General features: G+C 61.4%; 13 protein-coding genes. 9 read left to right on the top strand and 4 right to left on the bottom strand.

What is annotated here, in order from left to right:
- Window positions 1-23: 23 nt before the first annotated feature.
- Genes bioB through ACR0KW_RS17790 form a run of 6 tightly spaced genes read left to right on the top strand, consistent with a single transcriptional unit; the run spans window position 24 to window position 5,406 of the window.
- Window positions 24-1,004 (top strand): biotin synthase BioB, encoded by a 981-nt coding sequence (gene bioB / locus ACR0KW_RS17765; RefSeq protein WP_480806202.1) that lies wholly within the window; start codon window positions 24-26, stop codon window positions 1,002-1,004.
- Window positions 1,001-2,134, top strand: coding sequence for an 8-amino-7-oxononanoate synthase (locus ACR0KW_RS17770; RefSeq protein WP_480806203.1), 1,134 nt, complete (start codon window positions 1,001-1,003; stop codon window positions 2,132-2,134). Before bioB ends, ACR0KW_RS17770 begins: the two co-directional genes overlap by 4 nt.
- On the top strand, window positions 2,131-2,751 hold the full coding sequence (bioD, locus tag ACR0KW_RS17775; protein WP_480806204.1) for a dethiobiotin synthase: 621 nt from the start codon (window positions 2,131-2,133) through the stop codon (window positions 2,749-2,751). Before ACR0KW_RS17770 ends, bioD begins: the two co-directional genes overlap by 4 nt.
- Entirely contained in the window at window positions 2,748-4,034 is a 1,287-nt protein-coding gene (gene bioA, locus ACR0KW_RS17780; RefSeq protein ID WP_480806205.1) for an adenosylmethionine--8-amino-7-oxononanoate transaminase, read from the top strand. Before bioD ends, bioA begins: the two co-directional genes overlap by 4 nt.
- Window positions 4,031-4,651 (top strand): pimeloyl-ACP methyl esterase BioG family protein, encoded by a 621-nt coding sequence (locus tag ACR0KW_RS17785; protein ID WP_480806206.1) that lies wholly within the window; start codon window positions 4,031-4,033, stop codon window positions 4,649-4,651. The genes bioA and ACR0KW_RS17785 overlap by 4 nt, the downstream gene beginning before the upstream one ends.
- A complete protein-coding gene (locus tag ACR0KW_RS17790) occupies window positions 4,648-5,406 on the top strand; it encodes a methyltransferase (RefSeq protein WP_480806207.1) in 759 nt (252 codons plus the stop codon). The genes ACR0KW_RS17785 and ACR0KW_RS17790 overlap by 4 nt, the downstream gene beginning before the upstream one ends.
- A gap of 6 nt (window positions 5,407-5,412) precedes the next feature.
- Here ACR0KW_RS17790 and ACR0KW_RS17795 read toward each other — a convergent pair whose 3' ends face one another.
- Window positions 5,413-6,021, bottom strand: coding sequence for a GntR family transcriptional regulator (locus ACR0KW_RS17795; protein ID WP_480806208.1), 609 nt, complete (start codon window positions 6,019-6,021; stop codon window positions 5,413-5,415).
- 209 nt (window positions 6,022-6,230) lie between these two features.
- Here ACR0KW_RS17795 and ACR0KW_RS17800 point away from each other — a divergent pair, with 209 nt between their 5' ends.
- Entirely contained in the window at window positions 6,231-7,472 is a 1,242-nt protein-coding gene (locus ACR0KW_RS17800) for an acyl-CoA dehydrogenase family protein (protein ID WP_480806209.1), read from the top strand.
- Window positions 7,473-7,476: 4 nt separating this feature from the next.
- On the opposite strand, the gene ACR0KW_RS17805 is transcribed toward ACR0KW_RS17800, so the two are convergent.
- The 3 genes from ACR0KW_RS17805 to ACR0KW_RS17815 form a co-directional block, all read right to left on the bottom strand.
- Complete coding sequence (locus ACR0KW_RS17805; protein WP_480806210.1) at window positions 7,477-8,256, bottom strand: carnitinyl-CoA dehydratase; 780 nt, start codon at window positions 8,254-8,256, stop codon at window positions 7,477-7,479.
- Between the two features lie 3 nt (window positions 8,257-8,259).
- On the bottom strand, window positions 8,260-10,275 hold the full coding sequence (locus ACR0KW_RS17810) for an acetate--CoA ligase family protein (protein ID WP_480806211.1): 2,016 nt from the start codon (window positions 10,273-10,275) through the stop codon (window positions 8,260-8,262).
- Window positions 10,276-10,378: 103 nt separating this feature from the next.
- Window positions 10,379-11,539: an acyl-CoA dehydrogenase family protein gene (locus ACR0KW_RS17815; protein WP_170326578.1), complete on the bottom strand. Its 1,161-nt coding sequence runs from the start codon at window positions 11,537-11,539 to the stop codon at window positions 10,379-10,381.
- Window positions 11,540-11,637: 98 nt separating this feature from the next.
- Between ACR0KW_RS17815 and ACR0KW_RS17820 the strand changes: the two genes are divergently transcribed.
- Both ACR0KW_RS17820 and ACR0KW_RS17825 read left to right on the top strand, forming a co-directional pair.
- Window positions 11,638-12,555 (top strand): GlxA family transcriptional regulator, encoded by a 918-nt coding sequence (locus ACR0KW_RS17820; RefSeq protein WP_480806212.1) that lies wholly within the window; start codon window positions 11,638-11,640, stop codon window positions 12,553-12,555.
- Between the two features lie 103 nt (window positions 12,556-12,658).
- Window positions 12,659-13,693 carry an NADP-dependent oxidoreductase gene (locus tag ACR0KW_RS17825; protein ID WP_480806213.1) on the top strand — a complete coding sequence of 345 codons (1,035 nt, stop codon included), beginning with the start codon at window positions 12,659-12,661 and terminating at the stop codon, window positions 13,691-13,693.
- The last annotated feature ends 5 nt before the right edge of the window (window positions 13,694-13,698 follow it).

Consider the following 13,698-nt stretch of genomic DNA (forward strand, 5'->3'; position numbering starts at 1 on the left):
GTTTTGGACAGATTATCGATAAAATGGAAAACACCACCCCCACATGGACCCGCGAGGCGGCGCAGGCCGTATATGAACTTCCTCTGATGGACCTGCTGTTCCGCGCGCAGACCGTGCATCGCGAGAATTTTGACCCCAACAAGGTCCAGACCTCCAAGCTGCTGTCGATCAAGACGGGCGGCTGTGCTGAGGATTGTTCCTATTGTTCGCAATCGGCCCGGAACGGCTCGAAACTGTCGGCCTCGAAGCTGATCGAGGTTCAGCGTGTCCTGACCGAGGCCCGCAAAGCGAAAGACGGCGGTGCAACCCGGTTCTGCATGGGCGCGGCCTGGCGCGAGCCGAAAGACCGCGACATGGACGCGCTGGTTGCGATGGTCGAAGGCGTCCGCGACATGGGGATGGAGACCTGCATGACCCTGGGTATGCTGGATGACAATCAGGTGTTCCGTCTGCGTGATGCGGGGCTGGACTATTACAACCACAACATCGACACGTCCGAGCGGTATTACCCCGAGGTCATCACCACCCGCACCTTCGCCGACCGCATCGACACGATGAACCGCGTGCAGGAAGCGGGGATCAAAGTATGTTCGGGTGGTATTCTTGGCATGGGTGAAGAAATCGGCGACCGCGTCGATATGCTGGTCACCCTTGCCAATATGGGCCCGGCGCCCGAATCCGTGCCGATCAACATGCTGATGCCGCAGGAAGACACGCCGCTGGCCGATGCCAAGCCGATCGACCCGATCGACTTTGTACGCGTGATCGCAACCGCCCGCATCATGATGCCGAAATCTTATGTGCGCCTGTCCGCTGGCCGCAGCGACATGACCGAAGAGCTGCAGGCCATGTGTTTCTTCGCCGGTGCGAACTCGATCTTTGTTGGGGAAACGCTGCTGACCGCCGAGAACCCCGAGGAGGACACCGACGCAATCCTCTTTGCCAAGCTGGGGCTGCAGGCCGAAACCGTTGCCGGGCAAAGCTGTGCGGAAGCGGCTGAATGAGAGCATTGAGTCGCCTGCACTCAATGCTTGAAACGCTGGACGCCCGGCATCGTCGCCGGGCGCTCGCCCCGAGGCGTGGGCTGGACTTCGCCTCGAACGACTATCTGGGTCTGGCGGACTCGCCGTTGTTGCACCGCGCTGCGCAAAAGGCGCTGGAGCGGGGCGTGCCGCTTGGCTCAGGCGGGTCACGGCTGTTGCGCGGCAACCATCCTGAACATGAGGCGCTGGAGGAAGAGGCCGCCGCCTTTTTCGGGGCTGAGGCCGCCTTGTTCATGGGTGGCGGGTTTCAGGCCAATCAGGCGATATTCTCGACATTGCCAGCGGCGGGGGATCTGATCCTGTATGACGATCTGGTCCATGCCAGCGCCCATGAAGGGATGCGGACGGGCCGAGCCGAAACCCGGTCCTTTGCCCATAACGACGTGGCCGATGCCCGGCGCGTTCTGGCGGATTGGCAAGCCACTGGCGGATCTGGGCAGGTTTGGATCGCGGTGGAAAGCGTCTATTCGATGGAGGGCGACATTGCGCCCTTGACCGCACTGTCCGATCTAGCCGTCGAACACGGGGCCATTCTGGTCGTGGACGAAGCCCATGCCACCGGCGTTTTTGGTCCGAACGGAAAAGGTCTGGCACATGGCCTGACGACCGAAGTCTTGACCTTACACACCTGCGGCAAGGGCCTGGGCGTCGCGGGTGGCCTGATCTGTGGGCCGCGGGTGATGATCGACGCGCTGATCAACCGTGCGCGGCCGTTCATCTTTGCAACCGCACCATCGCCGTTCAATGCGGCCCTCGTACGGGCGGTGTTGGGCCATCTGCAAGCAGACACCAGCCTGACCGCCGCCGCAACCGCCCGACTGCACCACGCCCATGCCGAGGCACGCCGGTCGGGCGTGTCGCAGGATGTGCTGAACAGCCAGATCATTCCCGTCATTCTGGGGGACGAAGCGCGGACGATGCAGATGGCCGCGAGCTTGCAAGCGCAGGGCTTTGACGTCCGGGGTATCCGCCCGCCGACGGTTCCGCGCGGCACCTCGCGACTTCGGATCTCGGTCACCGGCAATGTGACCAACGCCGATATCAGCGCCCTGTTCGAAACACTAGCCCAGCACCAAAGCGAGGCCGCATGAGTACCGTAATTGTTGCCGGCACGGATACCGGCATTGGCAAAACCGCCTTTGCTGCGGGTCTGACCGCTGCCCTTGGCGCGCGGTATTGGAAGCCAGTGCAGTCGGGGCTGGAAGAGGCAACGGACTCGGAAATCGTCGCTGAGCTGACCGGGGCTGAGGTGCTGTCCGAGGCCTATCGCCTGAACATGCCCGCCTCGCCGCATTTGTCCGCCGAGGATATGGGGATTGAGATCGACCCGGCCCGTCTGACCTTGCCCCAGGTGTCCGGCCCCCTGGTTGTCGAAGGCGCGGGCGGACTGATGGTGCCGCTGAATCGCCAGGTCTTTTTCCTCGACGTGATTGCCCAATGGCAGGCACCCGTTGTGCTGGTTGCGCGCACCGCTCTGGGGACGATCAACCACACGACCCTGTCTCTGATGGCGTTACGCAATGCCGGGTGCGATGTGGTCGGCGTTGCGTTTGTCGGCGATGCTGAACCGGATGTCGAGCAGACCATCGCCCAGATGGGCAACACCCGTCATCTGGGCCGCTTGCCTTTCATCGACACCCTGTCCCGAGGCACTCTGACCGACGCCTTCGGCGCCATCGACGTCGACACAATCCGGAGCGCCCTGTGACCCCGCTTGAGTTTGACGCCCGCCATCTGTGGCACCCCTATACCAATGTGCTGAAACCCGGCCCGATGCACCTGATCACCGGGGCCGAGGGCGTCTGGCTGACGGCCGAGGATGGGACCCAGATGATTGATGCGATGTCGTCGTGGTGGTGCGCCGTGCATGGACATCGTCACCCGGCCATCATCGCCGCGATGCAGGCGCAGTTGGATCAGATGCCGCATGTGATGTTTGGTGGCCTGACCCATTCCCCTGCGATCGAACTGGGCCGCAGAATGATCGATCTTCTGCCTGATGGGCTGGACCGCATTTTCTACAGCGACAGCGGCTCGGTTGCGATCGAAGTGGCGCTAAAGATGGCGGTGCAATACCAGATGGCGCGGGGTCGTAAGGGCCGCACGCAGTTTGCCACCATCCGCGGCGGCTATCACGGCGACACCTGGAAAGCGATGAGCGTCTGTGACCCGGTCAACGGGATGCATGGGCTGTTCGCGGGGGCGCTGTCCGTTCAGCATTTCCTGCCCCGCCCGCAGATCGCCTTTGGTCAGGACTGGTCCGAGGATGGCGACCTGAACGGGTTGAACGCACTCGAAGACTTGCTGGAAACCAAAGCCGACCAAATCGCCGGACTGATCCTTGAGCCTGTCGTTCAGGGCGCGGGAGGGATGTATTTCTATCACCCGACATGGCTGCAACGGGCGCATGAGCTGTGCAAAGCGCATGACGTGCTGGTCATCTTCGATGAGATCGCCACTGGCTTTGGCCGTACCGGAGAACTGTTTGCGCTGCACCACGCCGGGGTCGTGCCGGATATCCTGTGTCTGGGCAAGGCGCTGACCGGCGGGCATATCACGCTGGCCGCCACCGTCACGACCGAGACCGTCGCGCGTCGGATCGGCGAAAGCGAAGCCGGTGTGATGATGCACGGTCCCACCTATATGGCCAACCCGCTGGCCTGCGCGGCGGCGGTTGCCAGTCTGGAGCAGCTATCCATACGGGATTGGCGATCCGAGGTTGCTGGGATCGCCGAACAGATGGAACACGAATTGGCACCCGCGCGCGGATTGCCGGGGGTCTCGCATTTGCGTGTTCTGGGTGCTATTGGCGTCATTGAGATGGAGGATTGGGTCGATCCGTCCGTTGCACATGGGCTGGCGCCGGAAACCGGTGTCTGGCTGCGGCCCTTTGCGCGGAACATCTATTGCATGCCGCCCTACATCATCTCTGCGGATGAACTAAGCCGGGTGACATCGGCCATGGTATCCTTGGCGAAAGGCGCGTCATGAAACAGCAGTGGCTGTCCCGCTCGGGCACCCATGAGGTGCTGTTGGTCTTCGGGGGCTGGGCGCTTGGGCCTGCGCCTTTCAAAGACCTTTCGGGCGATGCAGACGTTCTGTTCGTGGATGACTACACCCGGCTGGAAAACCCGCTGAGCGACCTTGCGCAATATGACCGGGTCACCCTGATCGCCTTTTCCTTTGGCGTGGCCTCGGCGGCGCACTGGCTGACGCAGACAGGGCTGCAACCGGATCGGTTGGTCGCGGTCAGTGGCACTCTGTCTCCAGCCGATACTGAACACGGCATCGCGCCGGATATGATCCGTGCTACCGCAGATCAACTGAGCACCGCCAGTTTCGCCAAGTTCTGCCGCCGCGCAGGATTGGACGGGTCTGCCCCCGCCATCGATATTGATGCCGCGCGGGCCGAGCTTTTCGCGGTGATCGAACGCGGCACGGCGCCGACTCGCAACTTTGATCGGATCTGGATTCCACAGCGGGACCGGATCATTCCGACCCGAGCGCAACAGGCCGCATGGGCCGGGCAGCAGGACGCCGTGCGTGAGATTTCCGCGCCACATGTTCCCTTTGCGGCCGATCAAAGCTGGAAGGAGTGGATCGCATGAACGCCCAGTTGACCGACCGTGTCCAGCGCAGTTTCAGCCGCAGTTTCATGACCTACCATGACTCGGCGGGTCAGCAGGCCAGGATCGCGGACCGTCTGGCGCAGGATCTGCGCGACGGCGGCGCGCCCAACCATTTCTCCTCGGCTTTGGAGTTCGGCTGCGGTACCGGTCACCTGACGCAACAGCTTTGCAAGCATTTCGCGTTCGATACACTCATGGTCAACGACCTCTCGCCCGAGGCCGATGTGACCGCTGCCACCCATGGGGCCGATTTCCTGTGCGGCGATGCCGAGACGGTCGCATGGCCAGTGCAACCGCATCTGATTGCGTCGGCGTCGATGATCCAGTGGCTTCCCGATCCCGCCGCATTCCTGCGGCGGGCCGCGATGGCGCTGGCGCCCGGTGGCTGGCTGGCCGTGTCGGGGTTTGGTTCGCGGCAATACCACGAGCTGGTTCAGGTCGGATCGGCGGCCAAGGCCCCCGGGCTGTGTGGGCCGGATGCTCTGACCGCTGCTGTCGAGGGTCTTATGGACGTTGTCTCTGCCGGGGAAGTGGAACGGCAGATGCACTTTTCGTCGCCCCGAAAGGTGTTGGAGCACCTGCGTCGGACCGGCGTAAACGGACGGGCGCAGAAAGCCTGGACCAAGTCCAGTCTTATGGCCTTTACCAATGAATACATCCGGCAGTTCGGGGGCGAATCCGGCGTTTCGCTGACCTATCACCCGACATGGATCATCGCCCGCAAACCCGGCTGAGCCGGTTTAGGCCAATCGTGTCAGGTGGCGTTGCATCACCGAATGGGCTTTGGCTGCGTCGCGATCCTTGATGGCGGCCAGAATGGCGGCATGGTCCGGATCGGCGCGTTGTCGCCATTTGGCGGTGTGCAGGTTGTTGAAATGCCACGCATACAGCACTTGCAGATTCCTGATCTCGGTAATCATGCGCGGCATGTTGCAGGCGGCAATGACGGCCATGTGGAACCGCTGATTTGCGTCCTCCCAGTCATCGGCCGTGGTGGCGCTGTCGCATTCTTCGTGAACTTGCTCGATCAGCGCGATCTGATTGGTTGTCAGGTTGGGCACGGAATGCAGCAACGCGACCGGTTCCAGCGCGCGGCGCATCACCCGCAACTCCTGAATGGCGTTCTGATCCATCGGCGCTACGCACATCCCGCGACGCGGCACGGCAACCGTTAGCCCCCTTGAGGCAAGGTTCAGCAGGGCTTCGCGTACAGTCACCTGGCTGACCCCGAACTCGCGGGCAATAAGGTCCTGCCGCAGCTTTTCGCCGGGCTTCAGCACCCCCTGGACAATCCGCGTCGACAGTTTGTCGGCGATGTCATCCGATTTCTTGATCTGCTGCTCGGACACCTGACCCTCGGTTCATTGCATGTGTTCACAGACGCTTACCGTCATGAAGAAGGTTGAGCAACAGAGCTGTGAACGGGTGGGTTTTGACGGGAACCAGAATGACCTGACGGCACTTGAGGCTCAGGCCCTGCAAGCAGGTTTCACAAATGCCAATCGCGCGGCTAGGGTACGGGGAATGGTCTGACGTAACAGTCTGAAAAGGGATAACAATGGATTTTGCCCCATCGCCGCGCGCCGTGGAATACCGCGACCAGCTGAAACGCTTTATGGAGGCGCATATCTATCCACGCATCCGCGACCACAAGGAAGAGATTGAGGCGGGCCATTTTCCGGTGTCTTTCATGGAGGATCTCAAGGCGCTGGCCCGGTCCGAAGGGTTGTGGAACCTGTTCCTGCCCTCCCTACGAGATGACGAACCCGGCACGCGGCTGACCAATCTGGAATACGCCCCGCTGGCCGAACTGATGGGGCAGGTGACGTGGTCGTCCGAAGTGTTCAACTGCAATGCCCCGGACACCGGCAATATGGAACTGCTGCACATGTTCGCCACGCCTCAGCAGCGCGAGGAGTGGCTGCTGCCGCTGCTGAATGGTGAAATCCGGTCAGCCTTTGCGATGACCGAACCGGACGTGGCCAGCTCGGACGCGACCAATATCACCACCTCGATCCGGCGTGAGGGCGATGAGTATGTTCTCAATGGCCGCAAATGGTTCATCACCAATGCCTGCCATCCGAACACCAAGATGTTCATCGTCATGGGTAAGACCGACCCGAACGCGGACCGGCACAAACAGCAGAGCATGGTGATCGTGCCCAAGGACACGCCCGGTCTTGAGATCGTGCGCAATCCCACGATCCTGAACATGCACGATCCCGAAGGTCATGCGGAACTGGTCTTCAAGGATGTGCGCGTACCCGCCGGTAATCTGCTGGGGGAAGAGGGCAGCGGTTTTACTTTGGCGCAGGCGCGGCTGGGGCCGGGGCGCATCCATCATTGCATGCGCTCGGTCGGTGCGGCCGAGATGGCGCTGTCGCTGATGGTCGAACGCGCGCAGGAGCGGAAGACCTTTGGCAAGCAACTGTCAGAGCAGGGCGTGATCCGGGAATGGATCGCGAAGTCGCGGCTTGAGATCGATCAGGCGCGGTTGCTGACCCTGCAGGCGGCGTGGAAGATTGATCAGGTCGGCGCAAAGGCGGCCCGGCGCGAGATTTCGTTGATCAAAGTGGTGGCGCCCAATGTGCACGCCAAGGTGACGGATCGCGCGATGCAGGTCTTTGGCGCGATGGGCATGACGCCAGACACGCCTTTGGCCGACAGTTACACCTGGGCGCGGGCGCTGCGCTATGCGGATGGCCCGGATGAGGTGCATCTACAGGCTATCGCAAAACAAGAGCTGAAAGAGTCGAACTTCGGCATGTCAGCGCAATGGCTGACACCGCCGAAGCGTTGACCTCTTATTTGCCCTTCCAGACCGGGTCGCGCTTTTCCGCAAAGGCGCGCGCGCCTTCCAGCTGGTCGTCGCTGGCGTAAAGCACGTCAACGGTGCGCAACTGGCGGTTGGTAATGCGGTTCATCGCGTCCTGGAACTTGCTGTCTTCGGCGTCGCGCACGACCTCTTTGATCGCGGCGTAGACCAGAGGGGGACCCGAGGCCAGCAGGCGGGCCAGCTCCCATGCGCGGTCCATCAGCTGATCGGCGGCGACGATTTCGTTCACCAGACCCCAGCGGTTGGCTTCCTCGGCATCGAACCAGCGGCCGGTCAACAGCAGCTCCATAGCGATGTGATAGGGAATGCGCTTGGGCAGTTTAACACTGGCCGCATCGGCCACGGTGCCCGAGCGGATTTCAGGCAGGGCGAAGGTGGCATGTTCCGCAGCGATGATCATGTCGGCCGAGATCGCCAATTCCAGCCCGCCACCGCAGGCGATGCCGTTTACCGCCGCAATCACCGGCTTGTTCAGATCGCGCAGTTCCTGCAGGCCGCCGAAACCACCGACGCCATAGTCACCGTCAACGGCATCGCCGTCTGCGGCGGCTTTCAGGTCCCAGCCGGGGCAGAAGAATTTCTCGCCCGCGCCGGTCAGGATGGCCACGCGCAGCTCCGGGTCATCGCGGAATTCGGCAAAGACCTCGCCCATTCTGCGGCTGGTGGCCAGGTCAATGGCGTTGGCCTTGGGCCGGTCCAGGGTCACCTCAAGGATCGCCCCTTCGCGGCGGGTTTTGATCGGGTCCATATCTCAGGCCTTTCTGATGAGGGCATCCACGGCAACGGCCTTGTCGGGCGTGCAGAGGAGCGGGTTAATCTCGACCTCGCCAAGCGTGTCGGCATTTTGCATGACATAGGCCTGAACGGCCTCAATCGAGTTAATGATCGCATCCATATCAGCCGCCGGTTGGCCGCGATAGCCTGCCAGCAGCGGTGCAATCTTCAGCTTGCCAAGGGCGGCGCGGATATCGTCGGGCGTGCTGGGCACCAGCAACGATGCTGTATCGCGCAGAACCTCGGTCAGCACACCGCCTGCGCCCAAGGTCAGCACGAAACCGTGTGCCGGATCGCGGACCACGCCGACGAGAAGTTCGGCAACGGTTCCTGTGATCATCTCTTCGACCAGAATCTCGTTGGTGCCGATATCGACGGCAACATCTGCCACGTCTTCGGCCTGAACGCCCAGTCGAACGGCGGAATGTTCGGACTTATGCGCAAGACCAACGCCTTTGACGGCGAAGGGCGCGTCCATTTCCTGTGCTGCGGCTTGGGCCTCCTCTGGGCCGCGCGCCGTACGGTTTTGCGGGATGCGCAGACCGCAATCGGCCAGCGCCTGCTTGGATTCGCCCTCGGTCAGGGTCCGGTTGGCCTCGGCGGTGCCCGGCAGCCAGACCGGATGCGTGGACGGTGCCGTGACCTGAGCCGCCGCGCGGGTGGCGGCCAGAGCTTCGCGCAGACCCATGAAGGGCACAACGCCACCGGCCATCAGTTCTTGTGCCACGTCTTCGGGAAGAAGTTCCGGCAGTGTCGCGGCAATGGCAAACCGCGCGGCGGTGTCGGCGCGGACTTTCATCGCCGCGCGCGAGGCGCAGGTCCAGTCGGTCGCATCAGTGGTTGGGTAGTCGATGATCGAGAAGGTCAGGTCGATGTCGTCGCCGGTCATGCCGGACCACGCTTTGGCCATCGCTTCTTCGTCGCGCCAGATATAGGTGTGATAATCCAACGGGTTATTCAGCGCGACCATAGGCCCGAGCGCATCGCGCAGGTGGGCTTTCTTGTCGTCAGTCAGACGCGGGAAGGTCAGACCCGTGCCCACAGCCATATCCGCGATCAGGCTGGCCTCACCCCCCGAACAGCTGATCGAGGCGATGTCGCCGCCCGGCAGCGGACCATAGCAGTGCAGCAGTTTCAGCGTTTCAAGGAAATCGGGCAGGGCGGCGAGGCGCGGGATACCCAGTCGTTCCAACAAGGCCTGGGCGCCCGCATCGCTGCCCGCCAGCGACGCGGTGTGCGATACGGTTGCGGCCTGCGCCTGTTCCGATGCGCCAACTTTAAGCGCAATCAGCGGGACGCCTTTGCCATGCGCTTTGGCCGCCAGCGCTTCCCACTCGCGGATGTCCTTGAAGCCTTCGATATGCAGGCCTACAGCAGTCACACGCGGATCATCGATCAGGGCCGAGGCAATCTCGGCCTGGCTGGTCTGCGCCATGTTCCCGCAGGTCACCATATAGGCAATCGGCAGGCCGCGTTTCTGCATAGTCAGGTTGATCGAGATGTTTGAACTTTGCGTCAGGATCGCAACGCCCTTTTCGACCGGGGTCGCCCCATGCTGATCGGGCCACAGCAACGCGCCGTCCAGCGCATTGATAAACCCATAGCAGTTCGGCCCCAGAATGGGCATGTCCCCGGCGGCTGCGATCAACTGGTCCTGCAGGTCTCCGCCCGTGTCATCCTCGGCCAAAGCCTCGGAAAAGCCCGAGGCAAAGCAGACGGCGCCGCCGGCACCCATGCTGGACAGGATATGAACCGCCTCGATCGTGGCGTGGCGGTTAATGCCGATGAACACGGCGTCGGGGGCTTCGGGAAGGTCTTCGAGGTGCCCATAGACCGAATGGCCCGCGATTTCCGTGGCCTTGGGATGCACTGGCCAGATTTGACCCGCATAGCCCATGCGTTCCGATTGCAGAATAACCTGTTGGCACCAGGCGCCGCCCCCAATGACGGCAATGGTTTTCGGGCGCAGCAGCCGGGTAAGATCTTTGTTCATCGACAGTCCTGATCGAGTCGTTGGAAATGCCCCCGGCGGCAAGCGGGTCAGGACAGGATGAGAGCGTAACCTGCCAGAACCCACTCACCGCCGGGACGTGGTCTTATGCGCCGAGGGGACGCAGAAGATCGCGGCTGATGATGTGACGCTGAATCTCGCTGGTGCCGTCCCAGATGCGCTCGACGCGGGCATCGCGCCAGAAACGCTCGATCGGGAAGTCATCCATCAGACCCATGCCACCATAGATTTGCAACGTTGTGTCGGTGACCCGCGCCAGCATCTCGGATGCATACAGCTTGGCCGAGGCGATTTCGCGGTTCGAGGGCAGGTTCTCGTCCAGGCGCCACGCAGCGGATAGGGTCAGCCAGTCAGCGGCGTCGATCTCGGTGATCATGTCGGCGATCTGGAAGCCGATGCCCTGGAACTTGCCGATAGGCTGACCGAACTGTTTGCGCTCGGCGGCATAGTTCAGAGCATAGTCAAAGCAACGGCGCGCGCGACCGACCGAGAAGGCCGCAACCGTAAGGCGGGTCGCATAGAGCCATTCGTTCATCACGGCAAAACCGCCATCGACCTCACCCAGAACCTGTGCGTCGGGCAGGCGGCAGTTGTCGAAGTACAGGATATAGTTCTTGTAACCCTTGTGGCTGACCGAGTTGTAGCCTTCCTTGACTTCAAAACCCGGGGTGCCGCGATCCACCAGGAAGGTGGTGATGCGCTTTTTGGGGCCTTTTGGGGTCTCATCCACACCGGTGGCGATGAAGACGATGAAGAAATCCGCGTGTTCCGCGCCCGAGATGAAGTGTTTCGATCCGTTGACGACCCAGTCACCACCATCGCGCACCGCCTGACATTTCATGCCACGCACGTCGGACCCTGCGTCCGGTTCGGTCATTGCCAGGGCGTCCATTTTCTCACCACGCACGGCGGGCAGCAAGTATCGCTCACGCTGCTCGTCATTGCAGGCCATCAGGATGTTCTGCGGACGTCCAAAGAAGTGCGTCAGCGCCATCGAACCACGGCCCAATTCACGCTCGACCAGTGTGAAGTCGAAATGCGACAGACCGGCGCCGCCGACCTCTTCGGGGAAGTTACAGGCGTAAAAGCCTAGGTCGATGCACTTCTGCTTGATCTGCTCGCCCAGTTCATGTGGGACCTGACCGGTGCGTTCAACCTCGGCCTCGTGCGGGTAGATTTCGTTTTCGACGAAGCTGCGAACAGTCGAAACGATCATTTCCTGTTCTTCTGACAGACCAAACTGCATGGCGCGTATCCTTAGATAGGTGATTGACGCAGGAAACGGCATTGCGCATTTTCGCGACATGCAGAGTTGGCACGAATTTGTGCAGGATTGGAAAAAATTTGACCCGCCAATATAACATTCTGATTTTCGACGGATTCTCGAACCATTGCCTTGCCAACATGGTCGAGCCGTTGCGTGCGGCTAACACTCTGGCGCGGCAGCGTCTGTATTCGTGGCGATTCTGTTCGATCGACGGAGGGACCGTTCAAAGCTCAAGTGGGCTTGCTGTGACGCCTGATGGTGAGCTTAGCGAACAGCGAGGGGACGTACTGGTGGTCATGCCGTCTTATGGGTATCTCAGGCTGGATACGCGCGAAACCATTCGTGCGATTCTGGCGGCCGCGGGAAAACACTCGCAGTTGGCCGGCTTGGATACCGGAAGCTGGCTGTTGGCCCGGGCCGGGTTGCTGAACGATCACCGCGCGACGATACACTGGGATGAACTGGCCCGGTTTGAAGAGACCTTTCCCATGGTCAATGCGGTTCAGGAGCGGTATGTGATCGACGGCAACAGGCTGACCTGTTCCGGGGCGATGGCGGCGTTTGATCTGGCCTCCGCGCTTATTCGCCGCGATCACGGGCCGCTGCTGTCGATGGAGGTCGCGCATCTGCTGATGAGCCGGGGCGGCGCGGATCATTACACGCTTCCGCTCAAGTCCGAAGACACTCTGGTCAACCGGGCGCTGACCTTGATGCAGGCGAATTTGGAAACACCGTTGCCGATCAAAGAGATTGCCCGCAAAATCGGATGCTCGCAAAAGCGGCTAGAAGGGCGGATTCAGGCCGAGTTGAAAACCACGCCGCAAGCGCTGTACCGACGTCTGCGCCTGAACCTTGCCCGCAAGCTGGCGGAAGAGACGGAACAGTCCATTGCGGAAATCGCCGGGCGTTGCGGTTATGAAAATGCCAGCGCGATGACCCGAGCATTCAAGGCCGAGTTCGGGCAAACGCCAACCGCGTTCCGCAGCGGCAATTGAGGCGCGGGCAGGGCTAAAAACATTGCGAACCAGAAAGCTTTCTGCACAGTAGCAAAGCAACCCCAAGGCGCAGGACGAGACCTGCAATTAAAGGAGTCACGACATGGCCCAATCCCCGGACGTCAACCGACAGATCGTTCTGAACGAACGCCCCAGCGGCCAACCGGATGAAAATACCCTGCGCCTGACCACGACCGAAGTTCCGACCCCCGGACTGAATGAGATGCTGGTGCGTACGGTTTATCTGTCTCTGGACCCCTATATGCGCGGGCGCATGAACGATGCGAAATCTTATGCCGAACCCGTGGCCATTGGCGGCGTCATGACCGCTCAGGTCGTGGGACAGGTCGTGGCGTCGAACCTCGAAGGGTTTGAGGCCGGAGATTATGTCCTGTCCGACAGCGGTTGGCAGGACTTTGCGATCTCTGATGGAACCGAGGTGATGAATCTTGGCAAATCCCCGCAAAACCCGTCCTGGGCTTTGGGAATCCTCGGGATGCCCGGCTATACCGCCTATGCCGGACTGCTGAAAATTGGTGAGCCGAAGCCCGGCGAGACAGTGGTGGTTGCAGCCGCTGCAGGGCCGGTGGGCGCGACCGTTGGGCAGATCGCAAAGATCAAAGGGTGTCGGGTTGTGGGCGTTGCTGGTGGCGCGGAAAAATGCGCGCATGTTGTCGGCAATCTCGGGTTTGACGCCTGTATCGACCATAATGCACCGGACTTTGCCGAGCAGTTGAAACAGGCCTGCCCGGACGGGATCGATGTCTATTTTGAAAATGTTGGTGGCAAGGTGCTGTATGCCGTGCTTCCGCTGCTGAACCCCTTTGCGCGGATGCCGGTCTGCGGTGTTGTCGCGTGGTACAACCTGCCGGGGCTGCCCGAAGGGCCGGACATGGGCCCTGCAATCATGGGTACCTTGCTGCGCATGAAGGTGAAAATGCAGGGTTTCATTATTTTCGACAGCTTCACGCGTGAGGTGTACGAGGAGTTCCGCCGTGACATGACCGAATGGATTGCCGATGGATCGATCCAGTACAAGGAACACATGGTCGATGGGCTGGAAAACGCACCCGAGGCCCTGAACCAACTGCTGAGCGGCGGCAATTTCGGCAAAATGGTGGTCAATGTAGGGGCGTAACGTCG

It is taken from the genome of Ruegeria sp. CG11 (assembly GCF_056537245.1).